The organism is Mycobacterium sp. ACS1612 (assembly GCF_001667505.1).
Classification (GTDB): Bacteria; Actinomycetota; Actinomycetes; order Mycobacteriales; family Mycobacteriaceae; genus Mycobacterium.
In genome coordinates, this window is record NZ_LZHZ01000006.1 from 61,163 (window position 1) to 81,559 (window position 20,397).

Annotated in this window: 16 protein-coding genes; 9 read left to right on the forward strand and 7 right to left on the reverse strand. The window is 66.9% G+C overall.

All coding sequences use genetic code 11. The annotated features are described in order from the left end of the window. Nucleotides 1–47: 47 nt before the first annotated feature. On the forward strand, nt 48–1,430 hold the full coding sequence (locus A5724_RS03805; RefSeq protein WP_067796458.1) for an FAD-binding oxidoreductase: 1,383 nt from the start codon (nt 48–50) through the stop codon (nt 1,428–1,430). Here A5724_RS03805 and A5724_RS03810 read toward each other — a convergent pair. Beyond that, the gene (locus A5724_RS03810; RefSeq protein ID WP_067796461.1) at nt 1,427–1,897 is read right to left on the reverse strand and encodes an SRPBCC family protein; all 471 of its coding nucleotides are present in this window, start codon (nt 1,895–1,897) and stop codon (nt 1,427–1,429) included. The genes A5724_RS03805 and A5724_RS03810 overlap by 4 nt on opposite strands. Nucleotides 1,898–1,957: 60 nt before the next feature. Here A5724_RS03810 and A5724_RS03815 point away from each other — a divergent pair, with 60 nt between their 5' ends. The 3 genes from A5724_RS03815 to A5724_RS03825 are packed head-to-tail and all read left to right on the forward strand — an operon-like array spanning nt 1,958 to nt 3,850. Continuing rightward, a complete protein-coding gene (locus tag A5724_RS03815) occupies nt 1,958–2,332 on the forward strand; it encodes a DUF427 domain-containing protein (protein WP_067796464.1) in 375 nt (124 codons plus the stop codon). Nucleotides 2,333–2,341: 9 nt separating this feature from the next. Next, nucleotides 2,342–3,253: a DNA-3-methyladenine glycosylase gene (locus tag A5724_RS03820; RefSeq protein WP_067796468.1), complete on the forward strand. Its 912-nt coding sequence runs from the start codon at nt 2,342–2,344 to the stop codon at nt 3,251–3,253. A 39-nt stretch (nt 3,254–3,292) separates the two neighbouring features. After that, complete coding sequence (locus tag A5724_RS03825) at nt 3,293–3,850, forward strand: Dps family protein (protein ID WP_067796471.1); 558 nt, start codon at nt 3,293–3,295, stop codon at nt 3,848–3,850. 44 nt (nt 3,851–3,894) lie between these two features. Here the strand turns inward: A5724_RS03825 and aqpZ are convergent, their stop codons facing one another. From aqpZ to A5724_RS03840, 3 genes are all read right to left on the reverse strand, one after another. Further along, nucleotides 3,895–4,668: an aquaporin Z gene (aqpZ, locus tag A5724_RS03830; protein ID WP_067796474.1), complete on the reverse strand. Its 774-nt coding sequence runs from the start codon at nt 4,666–4,668 to the stop codon at nt 3,895–3,897. Nucleotides 4,669–4,766: 98 nt separating this feature from the next. Continuing rightward, complete coding sequence (locus tag A5724_RS03835; RefSeq protein WP_067796477.1) at nt 4,767–6,086, reverse strand: ClC family H(+)/Cl(-) exchange transporter; 1,320 nt, start codon at nt 6,084–6,086, stop codon at nt 4,767–4,769. Nucleotides 6,087–6,095: 9 nt separating this feature from the next. Then, nucleotides 6,096–6,911, reverse strand: coding sequence for a PaaI family thioesterase (locus A5724_RS03840; protein WP_067796480.1), 816 nt, complete (start codon nt 6,909–6,911; stop codon nt 6,096–6,098). A gap of 62 nt (nt 6,912–6,973) precedes the next feature. Between A5724_RS03840 and A5724_RS03845 the strand changes: the two genes are divergently transcribed. The 4 genes from A5724_RS03845 to A5724_RS03860 all read left to right on the forward strand — a co-directional run bounded on the left by A5724_RS03845 (nt 6,974) and on the right by A5724_RS03860 (nt 16,421). Beyond that, complete coding sequence (locus tag A5724_RS03845; protein ID WP_067796483.1) at nt 6,974–9,067, forward strand: heavy metal translocating P-type ATPase; 2,094 nt, start codon at nt 6,974–6,976, stop codon at nt 9,065–9,067. A gap of 411 nt (nt 9,068–9,478) precedes the next feature. Continuing rightward, on the forward strand, nt 9,479–14,068 hold the full coding sequence (gene gltB / locus A5724_RS03850; protein WP_067796486.1) for a glutamate synthase large subunit: 4,590 nt from the start codon (nt 9,479–9,481) through the stop codon (nt 14,066–14,068). Next, nucleotides 14,061–15,527, forward strand: a complete 1,467-nt coding sequence (locus tag A5724_RS03855; RefSeq protein WP_067796489.1) for a glutamate synthase subunit beta — start codon at nt 14,061–14,063, stop codon at nt 15,525–15,527. Before gltB ends, A5724_RS03855 begins: the two co-directional genes overlap by 8 nt. 81 nt (nt 15,528–15,608) lie before the next feature. Then, entirely contained in the window at nt 15,609–16,421 is an 813-nt protein-coding gene (locus A5724_RS03860) for a polysaccharide deacetylase family protein (protein WP_067796492.1), read from the forward strand. 389 nt (nt 16,422–16,810) lie between these two features. Here A5724_RS03860 and A5724_RS03865 read toward each other — a convergent pair whose 3' ends face one another. Next, nucleotides 16,811–17,695: an LLM class F420-dependent oxidoreductase gene (locus A5724_RS03865; protein ID WP_067796495.1), complete on the reverse strand. Its 885-nt coding sequence runs from the start codon at nt 17,693–17,695 to the stop codon at nt 16,811–16,813. Between the two features lie 61 nt (nt 17,696–17,756). Between A5724_RS03865 and A5724_RS03870 the strand changes: the two genes are divergently transcribed. Next, nucleotides 17,757–18,323, forward strand: coding sequence for a TIGR03086 family metal-binding protein (locus A5724_RS03870; RefSeq protein ID WP_067796498.1), 567 nt, complete (start codon nt 17,757–17,759; stop codon nt 18,321–18,323). On the opposite strand, the gene A5724_RS03875 is transcribed toward A5724_RS03870, so the two are convergent. Both A5724_RS03875 and A5724_RS03880 read right to left on the reverse strand, forming a co-directional pair. Beyond that, nucleotides 18,320–19,966 (reverse strand): SulP family inorganic anion transporter, encoded by a 1,647-nt coding sequence (locus tag A5724_RS03875; protein ID WP_067796499.1) that lies wholly within the window; start codon nt 19,964–19,966, stop codon nt 18,320–18,322. The two genes, A5724_RS03870 and A5724_RS03875, sit on opposite strands and share 4 nt — an antisense overlap. Next, nucleotides 19,963–20,340, reverse strand: coding sequence for a metalloregulator ArsR/SmtB family transcription factor (locus A5724_RS03880; RefSeq protein ID WP_067796502.1), 378 nt, complete (start codon nt 20,338–20,340; stop codon nt 19,963–19,965). The genes A5724_RS03875 and A5724_RS03880 overlap by 4 nt, the downstream gene beginning before the upstream one ends. Nucleotides 20,341–20,397: the final 57 nt, after the last annotated feature.

Below are 20,397 nucleotides of genomic sequence, written 5' to 3' on the forward strand. Positions count from 1 at the left end.
GCTTGCCCCTTCGGTCCGACAAGTGCGGGTGGTGCCAGAATCTGACGGTGCCAACCCCAGCCCCCGTCAACGGTCGCGTCTCGCACTGGTTCAGCGACTACCCGCCGTCGCGCCCGCCGCTACCGGGGGACCGGGACGCCGACGTGTGCATCGTCGGTGCCGGATACACCGGGCTGTGGACCGCGTACTACCTGAAGCGCGCCGACCCGTCGCTGCGTATCGCGATCCTCGAGGCCCGCTTCGCCGGCTTCGGCGCCTCGGGGCGCAACGGCGGGTGGCTGTCCGGGCTGGTGCCAGGTGACCGCAACCGGATGGCGCAGCAGTACGGGCGCGACGGTGTCATCGCCTGGCAGCGGGCGCTCAACGAGGCCGTCGACGAGGTCATCGACGTCGCCGCCGCCGAGGGCATCGACGCAGGCATCGTCAAGGGCGGCACCATGCAGATCGCCCGCAACGCCGCGCAGGCGTCGCGGCTGGGAGCCGAGATCGACGAGGAGCTGCGCTGGAAGATCGACGGCATCGCGCCGTTGACGAAAGCCGAAGCCGCTGAACGCATTCGGTTCGACGGAGTGGTGTCGGCGTACCACACACCGCATTGCGCGCGCATCCAGCCCGCCCAGTTGGCGCGCGGACTGGCCGATGCCGTCGAGCGGCTCGGCGTCGACATCTACGAGAACACTGCCGTCACCACCATCGAGCGGGGCCGTGCGGTGAGCACGATCGGCACCGTACGCGCGCCGATCGTGCTGCGCGCCACCGAGGGGTTCACCGCACGCATGCGTGGGCTGCGGCGCCGCTGGCTGCCGATGAACAGTTCGATGGTCGCCACGGAGCCGATACCGGACAGCGTGTGGGCGTCCATCGGCTGGGACGGCCGCGAAACCGTCGGTGACACCGCACACGGCTTCTTCTACGCCCAGCGCACCGTCGACGACCGGATCGCGATCGGTGGGCGAAGCGTGCCGTACCGGTACGCCTCCCGCACCGACGTCGAAGGCCGGGTGCCTGCGCAGACGATCGAACACCTTACGGCCACACTGCATTCGATCCTGCCGCAGGTGCGCGACATTCCGATCGCCCACGGCTGGTGCGGGGTGCTGGCCGTACCGCGGGATTGGAACGCAGGCGTAGCGCTCGACAAGGCGTCGGGGCTCGGCTGGGCCGGTGGCTACGTCGGCCACGGCGTCACCGCGACCAACCTCGCCGGCCGCACCCTGGCGGACCTGGTGCTCGATCGGCCCGGGCCGCACACCCAACTGCCGTGGGTCGGCCACCGGTCGCGCGATTGGGAACCCGAACCGCTGCGTTGGATCGGCGTGCGCGGCATGTACCTGGCCTACAAGGCCGCCGACTGGCACGAGGGTCGTGGCCGCGCGACGACGTCACCCATCGCGGTCGTCGCGGACAGGATCGCCGGCAGGCCGCATTAACCCTCGGCTTTCTTCTTGAGCCGTTGCAGCGTCAGCTTGATGTGCTCGACGTTGGCCGAGGTGCGGTCCTTGACCCCGGTGGTCAACCGCGACGGTTTGACGATCCAGCCGGGCCGGCGGTCCCAGGTCCGCTCGGTCACTTTGCAACCACCGTCGACCGGTTCGATGTCGTAACGCCAGCGGGCCACGGGGATGACGCCGCCGGTCTTGACGTCGAAGGCGAACGTGCGGCCGGGGTGCGCATCGGTGACCGTGCAGACGGTGCTCCATCGGTACAGCCCGTTGCGGTTCAGGCCTCTGAACACCGCGCCTGGGCGCGCTGCATCGCCCTTGCGCCACTTCATCGTCTGGACCTCCTCGGCGAGCGACGCCAGCGATGTGAGGTCGGTGATCAGGGCGTAAACGGCATGCGGGTCGGCGTTGACGACGACCTCTGCCTGTGCGTCGGCCGGCACCTGGTCGGTCATGGCCCGATCGTATCGACGGACCTGCGGAACACGGGCCGCGGGAAGCGCGTTGCCACAGTTATGAGTGACCGACCCGGACTGCAGCCGACCGCCTCCCATCCGATCACCGTCGAACCCACGGGCAAGCACGTCACCGTGCGGGTCAACGGCGAACTGGTGGCCGAGACCGACGAGGCACTGACACTGCAGGAGTCCACCTATCCGGCGGTGCAATACGTCCCGCTGCGCGACGTGGTCGCCGAACGGCTGAAGCCGAGCGACACCGAGACGTACTGCCCGTACAAGGGCGATGCCAGCTACTACCACGTCGTCACCGAAGCCGGCGACACCGTTGAGGACGCCATCTGGACCTACCGGGAGCCCTACCCCGCGGTGGGGCAGATCGCGGGTCACGTCGCGTTCTATCCGAACAAGGCGGACATCGCCGTCGCATAGATTGGACCGGTGCATCGATCGGTCAGCGTCACCTTCGACGGGCCCACCAGTGTCGGGCTGACGCTGTCACCGCAGCGGCGCGGCCGCAACGATCCGTGCTATCACGACGCGGCCGACGGCGCGATATGGCGGACCAGCCTGATGCGCAGCGGACCCGTCACCGCACGGCTGACGAAGTCCGCACCGGATACCGTCGACTGTGAGGTATGGGGAACGGGCGCAACGGAGTTCGTCGAGACGCTGCCCGGGTTGCTCGGTGCCGACGACGACGCTTCCGGCTTCGCACCGACAGAGCCGACCATCGCCGCGGCTCACCAGCGGATGCCGCACCTACGACTGGGCCGCACCGGTCGCGTGCTGGAAGCACTGGTTCCGGCCATCCTCGAACAACGGGTGTACGGCAAGGACGCGCGGCGCGCGTGGCGGGCGCTGGTGACGAAATTCGGTGTGCCCGCGCCAGGCCCGGCCCCCGAACACATGCGTGTGCCGCCGCCCGCCGACGTGTGGCGACGCATCCCATCGTGGGAGTTCCACCTCGCCAATGTCGACCCCGGACGGGCGCGCACCATCGTCGGCTGTGCGCAGCGCGCGGATTCGCTCGAGCGGTTGACCGCCCGCACGCCGGAGGCCGCCCGGGCGGCGATGATGTCACTGCCCGGCGTCGGTATCTGGACGGCCGCGGAGACCGCGCAGCGGGCGTTCGGCGACGCCGACGCGCTCAGCGTCGGGGACTTCCACCTGGCGAAGATGGTGGGGTTGCGGCTGTTGGGCCATCCCATCGACGATCCGGCGATGGAGGAGTTGATCGAGCCGTTGCGGCCGCACCGGCACCGCGCCGTGCGATTGCTCGAAGTCACCGGGGGAGCACACGCACCGCGCCGGGCCCCTCGGCAGGCCATCCCGAAACTGCGCGCGATCTAGCGGCGAATACCTCGGGGGAGCCGTGGGTACCCGGCGCCCATGACTTCATTCACGATCCCCGGCCTTGACGAGAAAAAGGCCAGCAAAGTCGCCGATCTGCTGCAGAAGCAGCTGAGCACCTACAACGACCTGCACCTGACGCTCAAGCATGTGCACTGGAACGTTGTCGGCCCGAACTTCATCGGTGTCCACGAGATGATCGACCCGCAGGTCGAGCTGGTGCGCGGCTACGCCGACGAGGTCGCCGAGCGCATCGCCACGCTCGGCAAGTCGCCGCTCGGCACGCCCGGCGCAATCCTCAAGGACCGCACCTGGGACGACTACTCTGTCGAGCGCGACACCGTGCAGGCCCACCTCGCGGCGCTGGACCTGGTCTACACCGGCGTCATCGAGGACACCCGCAAGTGCATCGAGACCCTCGAGGATCTCGACGTGGTGTCGCAGGACATGATCATCAGCCACGCCAGCGAATTGGAGAAGTTCCAGTGGTTCATGCGGGCCCACCTGGAGAACTCCGGCGGCCAGTTGGCCAACGCGGGCGCACGAACCGAAAAGGCGGCCGCGAGCCGGGCCAAGAAGAAGGCGCCGGTCAAGTAACCGCCTCTGCCAAGCTGTGCGACGACCTTGATCTTGTCGGCGGTCTACGCAGGGCCGGCCTCCTCCAAGGCGTCGTCGCGCACCGGCCGGTCGGACAGCTCCTCGTTCCGGCCGAACAGGAACGGATACGCGATGCCCGCGATGGCCGCACCCAGCAGCGGCGCAAACCAGAACACCCACAACTGGGCGGGGGCGCCGTCGCCGTTGAAGAACGCGACGCCGGTCGACCGCGCGGGATTGACCGACGTGTTTGAGATCGGAATCGAGATCAGGTGGATCAGCGTCAACGTCAAGCCGATTGACAGGCCTGCGAATCCCTTCGGTGCACGATCGTCGGTCGAGCCGAGGATGACCAGCAAGAACACGCCGGTGAGCAGTACCTCCGCGATGATCACCGCCCACATCGAATAGCCGCCGGGGGAGTGGTCGCCAAAACCGTTGGCAGCCATGTGACCTGTCGCGGTCCAGCCGTTTTGGCCTTTGGCCACCAGGTAGATCATCATTCCTGCCGCCAGGCCGGCGATCACCTGAGTGATCCAGTAGCCGGGCACCGCCTTCCACTCCACGCGCCGGGCCAGCGCCGCGCCGAGCGTGACCGCGGGGTTGAAGTGACCGCCGGAGATGGTGCCGAACGCGTAGACGCCGGTGAGCACCGTCAAACCGAAAGCCAATGAGACACCGAGGAACCCGATGCCGAGTGAGGTGCCGTCCGAGGTGAATTTCGCGGCGAATACTGCGGCGCCGCAGCCGCCGAACACCAGCCAGAACGTGCCGATGAACTCCGCTGCCAACCGATGCAGCATGGTCGGTTCGCGCATGCGTGACTCCTCCGTTGGATGTGACCCCGGTGCGAAGAGAATGACACGTTAGCCGGGGAGGACGCGTACGCCGTATCCGTATTGTGCCGCAATGGAAACTAATGCGACTCTCCCGTGACCTGCTGATCGGGGTTGGGCGGCATCCGATCTCGCAGGCTGTCGTAAATCGGCGGTGAGCCGGCAAGGTTCGCGACGAGCACCGCCGCCGCGGTCGCGGCCATCATCGGCACGAGTGTCGCAGTGGTAGCGGTCATTTCGGTGACGACGACCATCCCGGTCACCGGCGCGCGCACGGTGGCCCCGAAGAATGCGGCCATTCCGACGAGTGCCATCGGGACCCCCAACTGTGTTGCGTCGGTGGGCCATACCGCGTTGAAGGCAGCGGTGAACAGCAGTCCCCACAGTGCACCCACGGCCAGCAGCGGCGCGAACAGCCCGCCCGGTACCGCGGCCGAATACGAAAGCGGGCCTGCGATGAAACGCACTGCGAGGATCCCGACGATCGCGGACAGCGCGAGGCTGTGGCCGCCGAGGATCCGCTCGCTCAGATCGTCGCCGCCGCCCACCGACAGTGGATACACGAACATGGCGAGCCCGATGACGGCACCGATCACGGCCGCCTTCACCAGCGTAGGAATCCGTTGTATCGCGCCGACGCGGTCGAGGAACCACAACAGCAGCCAGTTGTAAACGGCGCCAAGCACTCCGGTGAGCAACCCGAAGACGGCGAAGACGGGCAGCCACGCCAGAGCAGGATCGGCCAACGGTACGACGTCGAAATCGGCGTGGTTGCCCAGTATGAGTCGGGCGCAGGCAACGCCGGTGGCGGCCGAGAGCAGCGTCGCGAGAACGGTTTTGAAGCGGAACGACTTGGTCACCTCTTCGAGGGTGAACAGCGTGCCGCCGATCGGGGCGTTGAACGCGACCGCCAGGCCTGCGCCGCCCAATGCCGTCTGCATCATCCTGACCTCGGGATCCGGCAGTCGTGCGCGCCGCGCGGCCTCGGCACCGATGGCCGCGCCCATGTGCACTGTCGGACCCTCGCGGCCCAACACCAGACCCGACCCCATACTCAGCACGCCACCGACGAACTTCGCCGGAAGCAACCGGATGAGCGGAGGCTTGGCCTCGCCCAGGAAAACCGCTTCCACGTGCTGGATGCCGCTGCCCGCGGCCAGCGGTTCCCACCGCACGATCAGCGCGGCGAGCGTCGCACCGGCGGCGGCCGCAGCCATCGGCACCAACCAACCCGGCCCCGGCAGCTTGTGCGCCCAGTCGACGAGATCGATGCGTAGGTCATCGGCCTTGTCCAGACACCACCGGAACGCGCCGCCGACGAAGCCGATGACGACACCCGCGACGATCGCGGTGACGCAGATGTGTACCGAACCCCGCATCGAATCGTCGGGTTCGGGCATGTGCGGATGTTATCCGAGACAAGCCGTGACGCGCGCGATGACCGCCGCCTTGCCGGTGTCGTCGACGGCCCGCGCCTCCGCGACACCGGTGCTGCGGCCGACCCGCAAAACGGTTCCCTCGTAACGTGATTGAGGCCCATTGGGGGAGACTCGGTATTGGCGCAGGAAGTTCACCCGAAGCGACGCGGTCTGCAGTGGCTGGTCCCCGCGGCCGTCGTTCACCGCCGCCGACCCCACCAACTCCAAGGCCATCGCCGAGACACCGCCGTGCACGATGCCAAGGCTGTTGTTGAGCACCGGATCCCGGTCCTGCACCAGCACCTTGGCCGCACCGCCGCTCTCGGCGACGTGGACCGCCATCCGGTCGGCCAGCGACCCGGCCGGGAGCGGACCCGTCGGCCCGTCGGGCCACGTGGCGAGCTGGCCGGGCGCGGCGATGTAGAACGAGCGCACGGTCGCGGTGCCGATCACCGCGTCGCGGTGCGTCAGCTCGCAGAGGCTCAGTGCGGTGCGGCCCGTAGGTCCACACGGTCGGCCGGTCGCGAACACCGGCACTTCCGGGGCGGACTCGAGGTGCGTCAGCGCATCCGGCGCCAGTTCGAGCGACAACTCGCTGCTGACCGTCCACTCGGCCTGGCGCCTGCGGTGGTGGTTGACCAGGCCGCCGATGTGGTCGACGAGCATCGCCAGCGTCGCGACGGTGGGCATGCCGGTCAGCGGGTTGACCATGCCGGCCGCCGGTATGGACGCGACACAACGTTGCGGGCCCTCCTCGGGCGTCTCGATGCCGAAGCGGCCCAACGGCGTGTTCAAGGGATGTGACATCGCCGTCCAGCGTGCGCGGACAGCCTGGGCTATATACCCCTAGGGGGTATATAGTGGAGGCCATGACTGAGGTCACGCACTCGCAGCACCAGGCGCACGCCGACCACGCCGAGCACGCTGGGCACGGTCACGGAGGCCACGCAGACCACGTCGCGCAGTTCCGCAGGTTGTTCTGGACGATGCTCGCGTTGGCCGTTCCCACGGTCGCGCTGTCCGGCATGTTCGCGATGATCCTCGGCTACCAGGTGCCCGACTTCCCCGGCTCTCGGTGGGTGTCGCCGCTCCTTGGCACCGTGATGTACCTGTGGGGCGGCAGGCCGTTCATCACCGGTGCAGTCAGTGAAATCCGTTCCCGCGCACCGGGAATGATGCTACTGATCGGGTTGGCGATCACGGTCGCGTTCGTCGCGTCGTGGGGCGCAAGCCTCGGCGTGCTGCCGCACGATCTCGATTTCTGGTGGGAGTTGGCGCTGCTGATCGTGATCATGCTGCTCGGCCACTGGATCGAGATGCGGTCGCTGGCGCAGACCATCTCGGCGCTGGACTCGTTGGCGGCGCTGTTGCCCGACGAGGCCGAGCGCGTCGTAGCGGACGGCAGGGACGGCAGGGACGGCACCGAAACGGTGGCACCGTCGGACCTCGGCGTCGACGACGTCGTGATCGTGCGGCCAGGCGGCAGCGTGCCCGCCGACGGCGTCATCGTCGACGGCGCCGCCGCGATGGACGAGTCGATGGTGACCGGCGAATCACGGACCGTGCCCCGCAGCATCGGCGACACCGTGGTGGCAGGCACCGTCGCCACCGATTCCGGGCTGCGGGTCAAGGTCACCGCGGTGGGCGACGACACCGCGCTGGCAGGCATCCAGCGGTTGGTGACGGAGGCGCAGAACTCCTCCTCGCGCGCGCAGCGGCTGGCAGACAGGGCGGCGGCCTGGCTGTTCTGGTTCGCGTTGGGCGCAGCGATCCTGACCGCGGCGGTGTGGGGTGTGATCGGCGCGCCCCAGGAGGCCGTCATCCGCGTCATCACCGTCCTGGTGATCGCCTGCCCGCACGCCCTCGGTCTCGCCATCCCGCTGGTGGTGTCGATCGCGACCGAACGCGCCGCCCGCGGCGGCGTGCTGATCAAGGATCGGCTGGCCCTGGAGAGCATGCGGACCGTCGGCGCGGTGCTGTTCGACAAGACCGGCACGCTGACCAAGGGCGAGCCGACGGTGACGGGTGTCGTCGCGACCGGGAACCGGACCGAGGACGACGTGCTGGCGCTCGCCGCGGCAGCGGAGTCGGACTCCGAACATCCGCTCGCGAAGGCCATCGTGGCCGCGGCGCGCCGCCGCGGCCTGACCGTGCCATTGTCGGCGGAGTTCAGCTCGTCACCCGCGGTCGGCGTGACCGCGCGCGTCGACGGCAGATCGGTCCGGGTCGGCGGGCCCCGGTTGCTGGAGCAGACGGGCCGCACGGAGTTGGCCGGCGTCGGGGAATGGCGCGATGAGGGCGCGATCATCCTGCACGTCCTCGTCGACGGCGACGTCGCAGGCGCACTGGCGCTGGCCGACGAGGTGCGCGAGGAATCCCGGCAAGCCGTCGACGCCCTGCACCGGCTCGGCGTCCGCGTGGTGATGATCACAGGCGACGCGCATACGGTCGCGGAGGCGGTCGCAGGCCAGCTCGGCATCGACCGGGTCTTCGCAGGTGTGCGCCCCGAGGACAAGGCCGCCAAGGTGGCACAGCTGCAGGACGAGGGGCCTCGCGGTCGGCGGGGTGGGAGGCAGACAGTGGCGATGGTCGGCGACGGGGTCAACGACGCGCCCGCGCTGGCCGCCGCAGACGTCGGGATCGCGATCGGCGCTGGCACGGATGTGGCGATCGCATCGGCAGGTGTGATCCTGGCCAGTTCGGACCCGCGCTCGGTGCTCTCGGTGATTGCGCTGTCGAAGGCGTCCTATCGCAAAATGAAGCAAAACCTTTGGTGGGCAGCGGGATACAACTTGATTTCGGTGCCGCTAGCGGCGGGCGTATTGGCTCCGATCGGCTTCGTCATGCCGATGTCGGTGGGTGCGATCTTGATGTCGATCTCGACCGTGGTGGTGGCCGCCAATGCCCAATTGCTGCGACGCCCGGATCTGCGGCCAGAGGTCAGTGTGACCAACGTTTCCTAAGAATCTGGCTAGGCTTTGTGCAAACCTGGGCGATGAAGTCTGCGCAGCGCACACAATCAGCTATCCATTACAGCAAACATCGTCAATGGATGGACCATAGATGTGATCTACCGCTCACCGCACCGCCCGTGCCGGACACCCGCTGAAAGTCCAACAGCGGCAATGTTATTCGTTCGTTATCTGCGCCGAAATCGGTTGACCCGCGCCCACGCGCGGTCCCTATAGTTAGGCATGACTAAGTTGGCATGTCAGGCGGGGTTTGTCATATCGTTTCACCACTTGTGGCGAGTGGGATAGGGCCGTCGTTCGATGCTGCACGTGGGCACCTCCATCGCAAAGCCGGCTAAAGCCGTCGTCGACGGCTGCACTGCAGCAACTCCGTTAAGGCGTGTGAGAAAAGGACAGGTGGGAATGGCGCCCAGCAAGCAAGGGCTGTACAACCCCGCGTTCGAGCATGACGCGTGTGGCGTGGCGATGGTGGCCGATATGCACGGTCGACGCAGTCGCGACATCGTCGACAAGGCCATCACGGCCCTGGTCAACCTCGAGCACCGCGGTGCCCAGGGCGCTGAACCGCACACCGGTGACGGAGCAGGCATCCTGCTGCAGGTCCCCGACGAGTTCCTGCGCGCCGTCGTCGACTTCGACCTGCCCGAGTACGGCAGCTACGCCACCGGCATCGCCTTCCTGCCGCAGTCGTCCAAGGACGCCGCCGCCGCGTGCGAGGCCGTGGAGAAGATCGCCGAGGCCGAGGGTCTGGTGGTGCTCGGCTGGCGCGACGTGCCGACCGATGAGTCCTCGCTGGGCGCGCTGGCCCGCGACGCGATGCCGACGTTCCGCCAACTGTTCCTCGCGGGCGCCTCAGGCATGGACCTGGAGCGCCGGGCCTACGTCGTACGCAAACGCGCTGAACACGAACTCGGAACCAAGGGGCCCGGCCAGGACGGCCCAGGACGCGAGACCGTCTATTTCCCAAGCCTTTCCGGTCAGACCTTCGTATACAAGGGCATGCTGACCACGCCGCAGCTCAAGGCGTTCTACCTTGACCTGCAGGACGATCGGCTGACCAGTGCGCTGGGCATCGTCCACTCCCGGTTCTCGACCAACACGTTCCCGTCGTGGCCGCTGGCCCACCCGTTCCGGCGCATCGCCCACAACGGCGAGATCAACACGGTCACCGGCAACGAGAACTGGATGCGCGCGCGTGAGGCGCTGATCAACACCGACCTGTTCGGCGGCAGGGACCTGGAGAAGGTGACCCCGATATGCACCCCAGGCGCGTCGGACACCGCGCGCTTCGACGAGGTGCTCGAACTGCTGCACCTGGGCGGACGCAGCCTGCCGCATGCGGTGCTGATGATGATCCCGGAAGCGTGGGAGCGCAACGAGTCGATGGACCCGGCGCGACGTGCGTTCTACTCCTACCACGCGTCGCTGATGGAGCCGTGGGACGGCCCGGCGTCGATGACGTTCACCGACGGCACCGTGATCGGCGCGGTGCTCGACCGCAACGGCCTGCGCCCGTCGCGCATCTGGGTGACGGCGGACGGCCTGGTGGTGATGGCGTCCGAGGCCGGTGTGCTCAACCTCGACCCGTCCACGGTGGTCAAGAAGATGCGCCTGCAGCCGGGCCGCATGTTCCTGGTCGACACGTCCAAGGGCAGGATCGTCGACGACGAGGAGATCAAGGCCGAGTTGGCCGCCGAGCAGCCGTATCAAGAGTGGCTCGACGCCGGCCTGTTCCGCCTGGAGGACCTGCCGCCAGGCGACTACGTACGGATGCCCCATCACCGAGTTGTGTTGCGGCAGCAGATCTTCGGCTACACCTACGAGGAGCTCAACCTGTTGGTGGCGCCGATGGCGCGCACCGGAGCCGAGCCGATCGGGTCGATGGGCACCGACACCCCGATCGCGGTGCTGTCGCAGCGGCCGCGGATGCTCTACGACTACTTCCAGCAGCTGTTCGCGCAGGTGACCAACCCGCCGCTGGACGCCATCCGCGAAGAGGTGGTGACCAGCCTGCAGGGCACCGTCGGGCCGGAGGGTGACCTGCTCAACCCCGACGCCGAATCCTGTCGGCAGATCGTGCTGCCGCAGCCGATTCTGCGCAACGCCGAACTGTCCAAGCTGATGTGCGTCGATCCCGATCACGAGATCCGCGGGCACAAGCACGGCATGCGGGCCGCGGTGATCCGCTGTCTGTACCCGGTCAACCGGGGCGGTCAGGGCCTGAAGGAAGCGCTGGACAACGTCCGCGCCAAGGTGTCGGCCGCCATCCGCGACGGGGCGCGCATCATCGTGCTGTCCGACCGCGAATCCGACGAGTCGATGGCGCCGATCCCGTCGCTGCTCAGCGTCTCGGCCGTACACCACCACCTGGTCCGCGACCGCACCCGCACCAAGGTCGGTCTCGTGGTGGAGGCCGGGGACGCCCGCGAGGTGCACCACATGGCCTGTCTGGTGGGCTTCGGCGCCGCGGCGATCAACCCGTACATGGCGTTCGAGTCCATCGAGGACATGGTGGACCGCGGGGTGATCACCGGCATCACCAGCGACCAGGCCAAGGCGAACTACGTCAAGGCCGCGGGCAAGGGCGTGCTCAAGGTGATGTCCAAGATGGGCATCTCGACGCTGGCGTCCTACACCGGCGCCCAGTTGTTCCAGGCGATCGGCATCAGCCAACCGCTGCTCGACGAGTACTTCACCGGGCTGACGTGTCCGGTCGGCGGCATCGACCTCGATGACATCGCAGGCGACGTCGCAGCCCGCTACGCGCTGGCCTACCTGGACCGGCCCGACGAGTGGGCGCACCGTGAACTCGAGGTCGGCGGCGAGTACCAGTGGCGCCGCGAGGGCGAGTACCACCTGTTCAACCCGGACACGGTGTTCAAGCTGCAGCATTCGACGCGCACCGGCCAGTACGAGGTGTTCAAGGAATACACCAAGCTGGTCGACGACCAAAGCGAGCGGATGGCGTCGCTGCGCGGTCTGCTGAAGTTCCGCGACGGTGTCCGCCCACCGGTGCCGCTCGACGAGGTGGAGCCGGCCAGCGAGATCGTCAAGCGCTTCTCCACCGGCGCGATGAGTTACGGCTCGATCTCCGCCGAGGCACACGAGACACTGGCCATCGCGATGAATCGCCTTGGCGGCCGGTCGAACTCGGGTGAGGGCGGCGAAGACGTCCGGCGCTTCGAGCAGGACGAGAACGGCGACTGGCGGCGCAGCGCGATCAAACAGGTCGCGTCGGCGCGGTTCGGCGTCACCAGCCACTACCTGACCAACTGCACCGACATCCAGATCAAGATGGCCCAGGGTGCGAAACCCGGTGAGGGCGGCCAGCTTCCGGGTAACAAGGTGTATCCGTGGGTGGCCGAGGTGCGGCACTCGACGCCTGGTGTCGGCTTGATATCGCCGCCGCCGCACCACGACATCTACTCGATCGAGGATCTGGCGCAGCTGATCCACGACCTGAAGAACGCCAACCCGCAGGCTCGGGTGCACGTCAAGCTGGTCTCGGAGAACGGCGTCGGCACCGTCGCCGCAGGCGTGTCGAAGGCGCACGCCGACGTGGTGCTGATCTCCGGTCACGACGGTGGCACCGGTGCGACGCCGCTGACTTCCCAGAAGCACGCGGGTGCGCCGTGGGAGCTCGGCCTGGCGGAGACTCAGCAGACGTTGTTGCTCAACGGGTTACGCGACCGGATCGTGGTGCAGGTCGACGGCCAGCTCAAGACGGGCCGTGACGTGGTGATCGCCGCGCTGCTGGGCGCCGAGGAGTTCGGCTTCGCGACGGCGCCGCTGGTGGTGTCGGGTTGCATCATGATGCGGGTCTGCCACCTCGACACCTGCCCGGTGGGCGTTGCCACACAGAACCCGGTGCTGCGGCAGCGGTTCGCCGGTAAGCCGGAATTCGTCGAGAACTTCTTCATGTTCATCGCCGAAGAAGTCCGAGAGATGATGGCGCAGTTGGGTTTCCGCACCGTCAACGAGATGGTCGGTCAGGTCGGCGCGCTGGATACCACGCAGGCCGCCGAACACTGGAAGGCCTACAAGCTGGACCTCGCCCCGGTCCTGTACGAGCCGGAGTCGGCGTTCATGAACCAGGACCTGTACTGCAGCTCGCGTCAGGACCACGGTCTGGACAAGGCGCTGGATCAGCAGTTGATCGTGATGAGCCGGGAGGCGTTGGACTCCGGCACCCCGGTCAAGTTCTCCACCACCATCGCCAACACCAACCGCACGGTGGGCACGATGCTGGGCCATGAGCTGACGAAAGCCTATGGCGGACAAGGGCTTCCCGACGGCACCATCGACATCACGTTCGACGGGTCGGCGGGCAACAGCTTCGGTGCGTTCGTGCCGAAGGGCATCACACTGCGGGTCTACGGCGACGCGAACGACTATGTCGGCAAGGGGCTTTCCGGTGGCCGGATCGTGGTGCGGCCGTCCGACGATGCCCCTGCAGACTACGTCGCCGAGGAGAACATCATCGCGGGCAACGTGATCCTGTTCGGCGCCACCAGCGGGCAGGTGTTCCTGCGCGGTGTGGTGGGCGAGCGCTTCGCGGTCCGCAACTCCGGCGCGCACGCCGTCGTCGAAGGTGTCGGCGACCATGGCTGCGAGTACATGACCGGCGGTAAGGTCGTCATCCTCGGGCCCACCGGGCGCAACTTCGCCGCGGGCATGTCCGGCGGTGTGGCCTACGTGTACAACCCGGACGGCACCTTCGAGCAGAACCTGAACGCCGAGATGGTGGATCTCGACGAGATAGGTGGCGACGACAGTGACGATGGAGTATGGCTGCGGGGCATGATCCAGGCGCACGTCGATGCGACGGATTCGGCGGTGGGACAACGTGTCCTGTCCGATTGGGAGAATGAACTGAAGAACTTCACCAAGGTGATGCCACGCGACTTCAAGCGCGTGTTGCAGGCGATGGCCAAGGCCGAACAAACCGGCGAAAACGTCGACGAGGCGATCATGGCGGCGGCCAATGCCTGATCCGAAGGGCTTCCTCAAGTACACCAAACGCGAAACCCCGCAACGGCGGCCGGTTCCGCTGCGTCTGCTGGACTGGAAAGAGGTCTACGAGGACTTCTCCCACGGCGTACTGCGCGAGCAGGCCAGCCGGTGCATGGACTGCGGTATCCCGTTCTGCCATAACGGTTGTCCTTTAGGCAATCTTATTCCTGAGTGGAACGACCTGGTGCGCACCGACCGCTGGCGCGATGCGATCGAGCGACTGCACGCCACCAACAACTTCCCGGAGTTCACGGGCAGGCTGTGCCCGGCGCCGTGTGAGGGGTCCTGCGTGCTCGGCATCAACCAGGACCCGGTGACCATCAAGCAGGTCGAGGTCGAGATCATCGACAACGCCTTCGACCAGGGCTGGGTGGTGCCGCTGCCGCCGACCAAGACGACCGGCAAGACCGTCGCCGTCGTCGGCTCTGGCCCCGCCGGCTTGGCCGCCGCGCAGCAGTTGACCCGCGCAGGCCACACCGTCACGGTGTTCGAGCGCGACGACCGCATCGGTGGTCTGCTGCGCTACGGCATCCCCGAATTCAAGATGGAGAAGCGCCACATCGACCGGCGCCTGGCGCAGATGGAGGCCGAGGGCACCCGGTTCCGTGCCGGCGTGAATGTCGGCGTCGACGTAACCGCCGCGCAGTTGCGCTCCGAGTTCAACGCCGTGGTGCTCGCGGGCGGCGCGACCGCATGGCGCGACCTGCCGATTCCCGGCCGCGACCTCGACGGCATCCACCAGGCCATGGAGTTCCTGCCGTGGGCCAACCGGGTACAGCAGGGTGATCCGGTGGTCGATGACAACGGGCTGCCGCCGATCCACGCCAAGGACAAGAAGGTCATCATCATCGGTGGTGGCGACACCGGCGCGGACTGCCTCGGCACCGTGCACCGGCACGGCGCCGCCAGCGTGCACCAGTTCGAGATCATGCCCCGCCCACCGGAGGAGCGCGCGGCGTCGACGCCGTGGCCGGTGTACCCGTTGATGTTCCGGGTGTCGTCGGCCCACGAGGAAGGTGGCGAGCGCGTCTACTCGGTCAACACCGAGGAGTTCATCGGCAGCGACGGGCACGTCACCGGATTGCGGGGCCACGAGGTCGAGATGAAGGACGGCAAGTTCGTCAAGGTCGAAGGCACCGACTTCGAGATGGAAGCCGACCTGGTGCTGCTCGCGATGGGCTTCGTCGGCCCGCAGCGCGAAGGCCTGCTCACCGATCTCGGCGTCGAAATCAACGAGCGCGGCAACGTCGCGCGCGATGCCAACTTCGCGACGTCGGTGCCCGGTGTGTTCGTGGCAGGCGATATGGGCCGCGGTCAGTCGCTGATCGTGTGGGCAATTGCCGAGGGACGTGCGGCCGCCGCCGGTGTGGACCGCTATCTGATGGGCGAGACCGCGCTTCCTGCGCCGATCAAGCCCACCGCGGTGCCGCAGCGCTGACCCAGGGGATCAGCCCGCAAACGGCCGCGACACGCAGCGCAATCAACGCCTTTGGCGTGCGGTCGGGAGACAGTAGTCCCGATGACCCGCCGCGCAGCGCTCACATACGGTGGCACCGAGTTAACTCGGCGCCACTTTCTTGCCGGCCTGTCGGTGGCGACGCTCGCCGGTGTCGGCTTGGCCCGCTGCACCATCAGCGGACAACCGCGCGTGGCGCAGGCGGCATCGGCACCGGCGCCGGTGGTCACCAACCGGTTTCCGCTGCCCGGCGGCGGTGAGTTGAGCAGCCTTCCTGGCGACGGCGATCTGCTGGCGCTGACGCTGGACGACGGCGTCAATTCTGATGTGGTGCGGGCCTATACGCAGTTCGCGAAGGACACCGGTGTGCGGTTGACGTACTTCGTCAACGGGCGATACGCGTCGTGGACCGAGAACAAAGACGTGCTGCGGCCGCTCGTCGAGTCCGGCCAGATCCAACTGGGCAACCACACGTGGGCGCATCCGGACCTGGCTACCTTGCCGAAAGATCAAGTGATAGACCAACTTCGGCGTAACCACCAGTTTTTGACCCGCGAATACGGGGTGGACGCACGGCCCTATTTCCGGCCGCCGTACGGCAGCCACAATCCGGTGGTCGACGGCATCGCCGCCGAACTCGGCTACACCGTGCCCACGCTGTGGTCCGGTTCGCTGGAGGACCAGAACATCATCCCGGAGGCCGAGATCGTCAAGATGGCCGACAAGTACTTCACCCCGCAGGCGATCGTGATCGGCCACCTCAACCATCTGCCGGTGACGCATGTGTACGGCCAACTGGTCGACGTGATCCGGTCCCGTCAGTTGCGCACCGTGACCTTCGACGACGTGTTCGTCAAGCCGGAACAGCGGGACTGACAACCCGTGACGCGTGACCTCAGAAGTCACATCAGTCACTCCAAAAACATCTGATTTTTAATCGGCGCGCCTTGTGCAGTTTGCCAGAAACTGGGTATCTAATGACTTGATGAGGGTTTTGCGGTACCGTAAACCCTAGGTCAGCTATTGCTATATGGCAGGAGTGAGTACCGTGTACCTCAATCCGCTATCTCGGTCTCGAGTGACACGTATCGCGTGGTCATGGCTTCGGCATCCAGTTAAAAGCCGCGAATTCCCCGCCAAGGCGGAGCGGCTGATCACCCCAGCCGAGCTACTTCGTTACGGCATCTAGCAACTCCCGGTCCGGCTGGTTACGCCCACCGGCCGACCGATGACCTCACGTTTGCCTAATCGTTATATGTTCGTTATCACCCATTGCCTTTGCTGGTGAGCAGTCCGGAATCCCTGATCGCCTCGGCGAGCGGCTCGAGCACCGTGGGGGTGTGCGGCGTCGGCAGGTAGATGATCGCCAGATCCAAGCCCTCTTTACCGAGCGCGGCGGCCTCTTCGATGGCGTAACCGAAGTCGGTCGGGCTGTTGTGCTCGAGGTGATTGTCGCTCAGCCGGATGTGCGAGGACATCATGATCTCTTTCGGATCGCGACCGATGTCCGCGCAGTGCGCCGCGAGCACGTCACGTTTGCGCGCGAACTCCTCGGGTGACCCGCCGACGAAGTTCCAGTGCTGGGCGTATTTCGCGGTGATGCGCAGCGTGCGCTTCTCACCGCTCCCGCCAATGCAGATCGGAGGATGCGGCTGCTGCGGACCCTTCGGTTCGTTACGGGCGTCCTTGAGTTGGTAGTACTTGCCGTTGAACGTCGTGGTGTCCTTGCTCAACAGGCTGGTGAGTACCTCGCACGCTTCCTCGAAGCGATCGAAGCGCTCCTTGATGCTGCCCAGTTCGATGCCGTACGCGCCGGATTCCTCTTCGTTCCAGCCCGCGCCGATGCCGAGTTCGAGACGGCCGGCGGAGACGATGTCGAGTGCCGCGGCCATGTTGGCCAGCACTGCGGGATGCCGGTAGTGGATTCCGGTGACCAGGACGCCGACGCGGAGGCGCTTGGTGGCCTGTGCCAGTGCCGTCAGCGTCGTCCAACCTTCCAGGCACGGCCCGGAGGAGTCCGAGAAGATCGGATAGAAGTGGTCGAACGTCCAACCCGACTCGTAGACGTCGATGTCGTCGGCGGCCTGCCAAACGGCGAGCATGTCCGACCACCTGGTGTTCTGCGGGGATGTCTTGAAGGCGAATCTCACGTTTGTCCAAAGTAGTCCCGCAAGCTGATTAATTCCTGGCTCGTCACAGGTCGGTACAGACATGATCGATTTGACCCCGGCGTGCGAGCGCACCGCCGCGCTGCTGACCAGCATCACTCACGAGCAATTGGACGCCGCCACACCGTGCGAGAAGCTGAGCCTGCGAGATCTCGTCGGGCATATCGGTGGGCTCGCGCTGGCCTTCACGGCCGCCGCCAGGAAGGACTTCGGCCCGTTGACCGATACCCCGCCGGTCGACGGCGCACCGCTGGACGCCGACTGGCGCACGGCATATCCGCAGCGACTCGCGCAACTGGCCCGAGCCTGGCGCGAGCCGGCAGCGTGGGAGGGCATGTCCCGGGCCGGAGGTGTCGACTTTCCCGGCGAGGTGGGCGGCATGATCGCGCTGACGGAAGTGGTGGTGCACGGGTGGGACGTGGCGGCCGCCACCGGGCAGGACTACGACGTCGATCCCGCGACGTTGGCGGCGGTGTTGCCACACGTGACCGCGATCGCGGCCGAAGGACCGACCGAGGGTCTGTTCGGGCCTGCCGTCCGGGTCGCCGACGATGCGTCGGACCTGGATCGGGTGATCGCGCTGAGTGGACGGCATCCGTCTCGCGGTTAGTGCGGTTGGTGGGCGATGTGCCTGCGGGCGTGGTCGATGGCGTCGTCCAACGAGTCGAGCAGATGGTTCTCGTGCCGGAGAGACTCGAAGACACCAACATTGGTCAACAGACTCATGTGCTCGGGCCGGACGCCCTTGATGATCACCGTGATACCGCGGGCCTCCAGTTCGGTGGCGATCTGAGCCATGGTGTGCGCGCCGGTCGCGTCGAGCATGCCCAGTTGAGACATCCTGATGACCACGACCGACGTGCGCGGATGATTCGCGTCGATGATTGCGCTCGAAATCCGTTCGGCGACACCGAAAAACATTGCGCCGTCGAGTCGCAACAGTGCGATCTGGTCGTCGCCGGGGCGCCGCGGTTCCGGGAGGTCCTCACGTGTGACGCTGCTGCGCCGTGCCACGCTGCGCAACGCGAAGAATGCTGCGACGACGATGCCGATTTCGACGGCTTCGATCAGGTCGAAGCAGACCGTGATCGCGGCGGTCAGTGCGAACGTCACCGCATCGGAGCGTGTGGAGCGCAAGATCTTGCCGATGGTCGAGGCAGAGATCATCCGGAACGACGTCACCATGAGCACACCGGCCAAAGCGCTCAACGGAATCGCCGACACCGGGCCCGTCGCCAGGTAGACCACCGCCAGCAGCACCAGCGAATGGACGATCGCCGAAACACGGGTGCGCGCACCGGAGCGGACATTGACGGCGGTGCGTGCGATGGCGCCGGTGGCGGGCATCCCGCCGAAGACGCCCGACGCCATCGACGCCAGACCCTGTCCCACCAATTCGCGGTCGGGGTCGTACGGGCCCGTCGCCGCCATGGTGGCGGCGACCCGTGCGGACAACAGCGATTCGATCGCCGCCAGCGCCGCGATTGCCAGCGCTGCACCGACCAACGTCCGCAGCGAATCCACGTCGGCGTGCGGCAGCACCGGGGTCGGCAGATGGGACGGCAGTACTCCGATGGTCACCACCGAGACACCGAACACCGCTACACCTGCCGTTGCGGCGATCACCGCGGTCAGCGATTCCGGAATGTCCCGGTGAAGGCGGGGCAACACCACCATGACGACCGCCACGAATCCCACCACGGCAAGGCTTTTCATCGCGGCGGCCCAGTCCGCGTCGGTGATCACCTGCCACGCTGCAGGCAGCGTCCGCAGGCCGGCGGGCACGTCATGGGCGAACGCGGCGGGCACCTGCTGCAGGAAGATGATGGCGGCAATGCCCAGGGTGAATCCCTCGATGACCGGCCAGGGGATGAAGGTCACCGCGCGTCCGAGGCCGGTGACACCCGCGGTGAGCACAAGCAGCCCTGCGAGCACGGTCACCAACGCCATGCTTCCTAGGCCGTGCTCGGCAACGATGGGCGCGAGCACCACGGCCATCGCCCCGGTCGGTCCGGACACCTGAACGTGTGAGCCGCCGAACACGGCGGCCACCAACCCCGCCACCACCGCGGTGATCAACCCTGCCGCGGCGCCGACGCCCGAGCTGATACCGAACGCCAACGCCAGCGGCAACGCGACCACGCCGACGGTGACGCCTGCGATGATGTCGGACCGCCACGAGCGCGGCAGCTCGGCATAGTCGCGACGGTGGGGAAGCAGGCGGGCGATGTTCGAGGCGGCGGTGGCGATCACGTGCGTGGCTTCACCGGAGGTAGCGAGTCGAACGCCTCGAGTTGATCGCGTTGCGCGCCGAGTGTGTCGGCCAGGAAGGTTCGCGCGATGACCAGGAGTTCCCGGATCTTCGGATGGGCGAGCTGGTAGATCACGGCGTTGCCGACCCGCTGAGCGCTCACCACGTGGTGGCGTTTTAGGACCGCGAGATGCTGCGACAGCAGGGTGGCTTCGATCTCGGTGTCGGAGAGTATCTCGCTGACCGGGGTTGGCCGGTCGTTGGCTGACAGAATCTCCAAGATGCGGATGCGCGCCGGGTGCGCAAGCGCCTTGAACAGATTTGCCTTGATTTCGTAGAGCGGCAACTCGGGGCTTCCGGGAAAGCGGTGGGGCACGACATCCTGCTGAATTGATGGATTGAAGGAATTCTCAATTCATCGTAGGCGTCCCGG

Coding starts and splice junctions, on each gene's coding strand:
- A5724_RS03810 (WP_067796461.1), bottom strand. CDS start 1,897: ATGACCGACCAGGTGCCGGCCGACGCACAGGCAGAGGTCGTCGTCAAC.
- A5724_RS03815 (WP_067796464.1), top strand. CDS start 1,958: ATGAGTGACCGACCCGGACTGCAGCCGACCGCCTCCCATCCGATCACC.
- A5724_RS03825 (WP_067796471.1), top strand. CDS start 3,293: ATGACTTCATTCACGATCCCCGGCCTTGACGAGAAAAAGGCCAGCAAA.
- aqpZ (WP_067796474.1), bottom strand. CDS start 4,668: ATGCGCGAACCGACCATGCTGCATCGGTTGGCAGCGGAGTTCATCGGC.
- A5724_RS03835 (WP_067796477.1), bottom strand. CDS start 6,086: ATGCCCGAACCCGACGATTCGATGCGGGGTTCGGTACACATCTGCGTC.
- A5724_RS03840 (WP_067796480.1), bottom strand. CDS start 6,911: ATGTCACATCCCTTGAACACGCCGTTGGGCCGCTTCGGCATCGAGACG.
- A5724_RS03845 (WP_067796483.1), top strand. CDS start 6,974: ATGACTGAGGTCACGCACTCGCAGCACCAGGCGCACGCCGACCACGCC.
- gltB (WP_067796486.1), top strand. CDS start 9,479: ATGGCGCCCAGCAAGCAAGGGCTGTACAACCCCGCGTTCGAGCATGAC.
- A5724_RS03855 (WP_067796489.1), top strand. CDS start 14,061: ATGCCTGATCCGAAGGGCTTCCTCAAGTACACCAAACGCGAAACCCCG.
- A5724_RS03860 (WP_067796492.1), top strand. CDS start 15,609: ATGACCCGCCGCGCAGCGCTCACATACGGTGGCACCGAGTTAACTCGG.
- A5724_RS03870 (WP_067796498.1), top strand. CDS start 17,757: ATGATCGATTTGACCCCGGCGTGCGAGCGCACCGCCGCGCTGCTGACC.